This window comes from Gordonia sp. i37 (genome assembly GCF_002043085.1).
Lineage (GTDB): Bacteria > Actinomycetota > Actinomycetes > Mycobacteriales > Mycobacteriaceae > Gordonia > Gordonia polyisoprenivorans.
In genome coordinates this window covers 1-3,362 of sequence record NZ_MVPX01000276.1, presented here as the reverse complement: position 1 = coordinate 3,362, position 3,362 = coordinate 1, and the positions used below count along the sequence as shown (strand labels likewise).

Genomic DNA, 3,362 nt, shown 5'->3' with positions numbered 1-3,362 from the left:
CCCCTGCCACGTCGGTGAGGCGAGCTGGGACGGCCAACGGATCAGGGTGCGCTTCACCCCGGATCCGGCCGTCTGGCCACGGGACCGTCAGGCCTGAGGCTGCGCAAGCGCGCGCCCCCGGAATGGAGGCGGGCGTGCCGCAGAGGGTACCGTGCTTGTGCACACGAATCGCCAGATGGAGTATCGACCGGATGAGCCGAGCGTATGAGGCGAGGGCATGAGCACTGACGACACCAGCCGTGGCGCCGACACCGGGTCGGGTTCGGCGCGCGGTGGCGAGTCGACGGGCGACCCACTACGCGACCTGCTGCTCGCGCTGGCCGCCCAGATCGACGTCGTCGCGGGTTGGTTCGGCACCGGTGCATCGGGGCCCACCGGCAGAACGGGGCCCACCGGCACCGCACGACCGGCCGCGTCCGGATCGGGCGGTCCCACCGCGGCCGGTGCCTTCCTCGGCGACGGATCGGCTGCGGCCGCCGTCGGTGAGATCACCTCACTGATGCAGGAGATCGGGGATCTGCTCGCGCGGCTGATCGCCGCACTCATCACCCTGCTGGAGGCGATCGCGGCGGCTTTGCGCAGCGCGCCCGCCGACGCCGGGGCACCACCGCGGCGCTACCAGCCGATCGCGGTGCGACTCGAGGCCGCCCCGCAGACACCGCCGACCGGTGCGTCGCGCAAACACGGCGTGGTCGACCCGACATCGGAAAGTGAGAAGTGATGGGCGAGTTGACAATCGGCATCGACATCGGCGGCACCAGCGTGCGTGCCGCCGTGGTCGACGACTCGGGCGTCATGCTCGACACCCTGCGCGCGGCGACCCCGCCGACGGCCCAGGCCCTCGAACACTGCCTCGACCGTCTGGTCGGCGAGCTGACCTCGCGCTGGGCGGCCAAGGCTGTCGGGATGGCGATCGCGGGCTTCCTCACCCCCGATCGCGAGGTGGTGCGATTCGCCCCCCATCTGCCATGGCGGGAGGCCCGGGTCGCCGAGGAGATGGCCGCGCGCATCGGTATCCCGGTGTTCACCGAACACGACGCGAACTCGGCCGCGGTGGCCGAACGTCACTACGGGGCGGCGGCCCGCGGACACAATGTGCTGGTGCTGGCGATCGGCACCGGCATCGGTGCGGGGCTGCTGATCGACGGGGAGATCTATCGCGGCAGCTTCGGTGTCGCACCGGAGCTCGGGCACCTCACCATCGTCCCGGACGGCCGTCCATGCTCCTGCGGTAAGCGCGGATGTTGGGAAAGGTACTGCAGCGGAACGGCTTTGGTCGACACAGTGGTCGAGTTGCTTGCCGACGGCGACTGGGGTCGCAGCCAGCTCGCGACCGACGTGGCCGCCGACCCCGGGTCGTTGACCGGCCGACGGGTGGCCGGTGCCGCCGCCGACGGCGACGCGGTGGCGGTGGCCGCCTTCGCCGAGTTCGCCGCCTCGCTCGGCCAGGGGCTGGCGATGATCGCCGACGTCTTCGACCCCGATCTCATCGTCATCGCCGGCGGTGTCGGGACCGCGTCGGGGCTGTACCTCGATGAGGCCCGCGAACACTATGCGCGTCTGATCACCGGGGCCGGCCATCGGCAGCTCGCGCGCATCCGCGGTACGCAACTCGGTGAGAACGCGGGGGTGCTCGGTGCCGCCGAGGTCGCCCGCCAGGGGATCAGTGCGCGCGTGCCGCAGGTCGCCGATGTCTGATGTGCCGATGTCCGATGACCTCGATGTCCGACGGCGCCCGATGACCCATGCGTGATGGCGACCGGAACCTCATGGCGGCGTCGGCGGATGCCACAGTCCTGTCCGTCGGGTGGCCGATGTCTCACGGGCACCGGCTGGGGTGAGTAGAGTTCACAACCGGATCGAGTGGCCGGAAAGCGCTCGTCGGTGCGACGAAGGGTAGTGACACACGCGATGTGGTACCAGGTGTTCAAATACGTGCTGCTGGGCCCGCTGCTCCGGTTGTTGGGGCGGCCGACGATCGAAGGGCTGGAGAACATTCCGGCGCGCGGACCGGCCATCCTGGCCAGCAACCACCTGGCGGTGATGGACAGTTTCTTCCTCCCGCTGATGTGCCCGCGTCGCATCTACTTCCTGGCCAAGGCCGAGTACTTCACCGGTACCGGGCTCAAGGGTGGATTCCAGCGGTGGTTCTACACCGCGGTCGGGCAGATCCCCATCGACCGGTCCGGGGCGGAGGCGGCCGCCGGTGCATTGACCGCGGCGAGCCGGCAGCTCGAAAAGGGTGAGCTGATGGGCATGTACCCCGAGGGCACCCGATCACCCGACGGTCGGCTCTACAAGGGCAAGACCGGGCTCGCGCGGATCGCTCTGGAGACCGGGGTGCCGGTGATCCCGGTCGCGATGATCGGTACCAACAAGTTCAATCCGCCTGGGACGGTGATGTTTCGGCCGACCAAGGTCACCGTCCGGGTGGGTAAGCCGCTGAACTTCGATCGCTACGAAGGCATGCAGGGCAACCGGTTCATCGAACGCGCCGTCACCGACGAGATCATGTACGAGCTGATGCGTCTGTCGGGTCAGCAGTACGTCGACGTCTACGCGGCCAGCCTCAAGGAGCGTTCGCCCGCCGACGCCGTGGAGTCCAAGCCCGCAGCCTGAATGGGGCCCGCCGCCTGAGTTGGGCCCGCAGCCTGGTTGGGGCGCCTCACCTCGTCTGGGTCAGCTCGTGTGGGTCTGGGCGAGTTCGGCCCGGCCGGTGGCCTCGTCGACGCTCGGCGCGCGCAAGCCTTCGGCCGGGAACCGCCAGATCACCACGAGTGCGGCGATACCCCAGATCGAATACGAACTCCCGACGATCTGCGCGAGCAGCGACCACGAGGCCGAACTCTGTGGGAGGAACTGAAAAGGCCCGAGGGAGAACAGGATCAGCCCAACCCCGGCCAACCCGAGATGGGCGATCCGGGTGCCGCGAGACGACGTGCGCGCGGCGACCGTGATGGCGGTCAGGATCAGCGGGATCGCCCACACCCAGTGATGCGCCCACGAGGTGGGGGAGACGAGCAGACCCCAGACCGCGATCGCGCAGGTCGCCAGCACCGCATTGATCCGCGCCGCGGGGCCGGCGCCCGCTGCGAACGCCTCCCGGGGACGGCAGACGTGCACCGCGCACAACGCCAGCACGGTGACCGCCAACGAACTGAGCACCCAGGCGATCTGACCGTCGATGCCCGGCAGGATGCGCACCCATGCCGCGTTGAGGTTCTGGTTGATGCGTCCGGCCGGATCGCCGATCCGCGTCGTGTGGAACAGCGTGTGCGTCCAGTACCCCAAGGAATCGCGCGGTAGCCACACCGCCGCGAACGCGCCCGCCAGCACGAAGGTGAGTCCGGCGGTGGCGGCCG

Annotated in this window: 4 protein-coding genes; 3 read left to right on the top strand and 1 reads right to left on the bottom strand. The window is 69.6% G+C overall.

The window, feature by feature from the left end; all coding sequences use genetic code 11:
* Nucleotides 1–217 precede the first annotated feature (217 nt).
* From B1964_RS13490 to B1964_RS13480, 3 genes are all read left to right on the top strand, one after another.
* Nucleotides 218–721 carry a hypothetical protein gene (locus B1964_RS13490; protein ID WP_006370529.1) on the top strand — a complete coding sequence of 168 codons (504 nt, stop codon included), beginning with the start codon at nt 218–220 and terminating at the stop codon, nt 719–721.
* Nucleotides 721–1,698, top strand: coding sequence for an ROK family protein (locus B1964_RS13485; protein WP_020170908.1), 978 nt, complete (start codon nt 721–723; stop codon nt 1,696–1,698). The genes B1964_RS13490 and B1964_RS13485 overlap by 1 nt, the downstream gene beginning before the upstream one ends.
* A 213-nt stretch (nt 1,699–1,911) precedes the next feature.
* Nucleotides 1,912–2,619, top strand: a complete 708-nt coding sequence (locus tag B1964_RS13480) for a lysophospholipid acyltransferase family protein (protein ID WP_006370527.1) — start codon at nt 1,912–1,914, stop codon at nt 2,617–2,619.
* Between the two features lie 60 nt (nt 2,620–2,679).
* Here the strand turns inward: B1964_RS13480 and B1964_RS13475 are convergent.
* On the bottom strand, nt 2,680–3,362 hold a 683-nt coding region (locus tag B1964_RS13475), incomplete at its 5' end, for a glycosyltransferase 87 family protein (protein WP_139765729.1).

Coding starts and splice junctions, on each gene's coding strand:
- B1964_RS13485 (WP_020170908.1), top strand. CDS start 721: ATGGGCGAGTTGACAATCGGCATCGACATCGGCGGCACCAGCGTGCGT.
- B1964_RS13490 (WP_006370529.1), top strand. CDS start 218: ATGAGCACTGACGACACCAGCCGTGGCGCCGACACCGGGTCGGGTTCG.
- B1964_RS13480 (WP_006370527.1), top strand. CDS start 1,912: ATGTGGTACCAGGTGTTCAAATACGTGCTGCTGGGCCCGCTGCTCCGG.